General features: G+C 60.1%; 1 protein-coding gene. It reads right to left on the reverse strand.

Features of this window, described 5'->3' with window-relative positions:
* Positions 1-907: PA14 domain-containing protein (locus tag ACR0LX_RS22960; protein ID WP_480785635.1), on the reverse strand; the 907-nt coding region annotated here is incomplete at both ends.

A 907-nucleotide genomic window follows, 5' to 3' on the forward strand; every position in this document is an offset into this window, starting at 1 on the left:
TCCGGTGTCGTCACCGTTATCGCCGTGTCCGGTGTCGTCACCGTTATCGCCGTGTCCGGTGTCGTCACCGTTATCGCCGTGTCCGGTGTCGCCACCGTTATCGCCGTGTCCGGTGTCGTCGCCGCTGTCGCCGTTTCCGGTGTCGTCGCCGCTGTCGCCGTTTCCGGTGTCGTCGCCGCTGTCGCCATTTCCGGTGTCGTCGCCGCTGTCGCCGTTTCCGGTGTCGTCACCATTGTCACCGTGGCTCAAGGCGTCTCCGCTGATCACTTCGCGGTTGCCACCGCTGTCGGGACCTTCCCATTCAAGCTGCAGAGTCGCCTCTCCGCCCCGCTCGAAGTAAAGCACTTCAATCTCATGGGCGCCTTCGGACAGGTCCAACGTGGCGCTTTGCTCTTCAAACCAGTGCAGCCCGTCATTATCAATAACCGGCTGGCCATCGATATAGAGTGCAGAACCGTCATCAGAAGTCAGATAAAATGTATATCTGCCACTCTGAGTGATATTCAGGTTGCCCGAATAGCGTGCTGCAAAATCATCAGACGGTCCACCATCCCAGAATGCGCCGTCGCTGCGATAGGTGTTAAGCTCCGAAGCAATACCTGTTCCGTATGGCGTGGCTTCAAAATCAATCTGGGACAGGCTCGAGATGCCCGCACCCAAAACAAAATAAGAGCCGTATAAGCCTTGCCTGCCAGTGTTCTGTCCGCTGTCGCCGTTTCCGGTGTCGTCGCCACTGTCGCCGTTTCCGGTGTCGTCGCCACTGTCGCCGTTTCCGGTGTCGTCGCCGCTGTCGCCGTTTCCGGTGTCGTCGCCACTGTCGCCGTTTCCGGTGTCGTCGCCGCTGTCGCCGTTTCCGGTGTCGTCGCCGCTGTCGCCGTTTCCGGTGTCGTCGCCGCTGTCGCCGTTT

The organism is Ruegeria sp. CH11 (assembly GCF_056537105.1).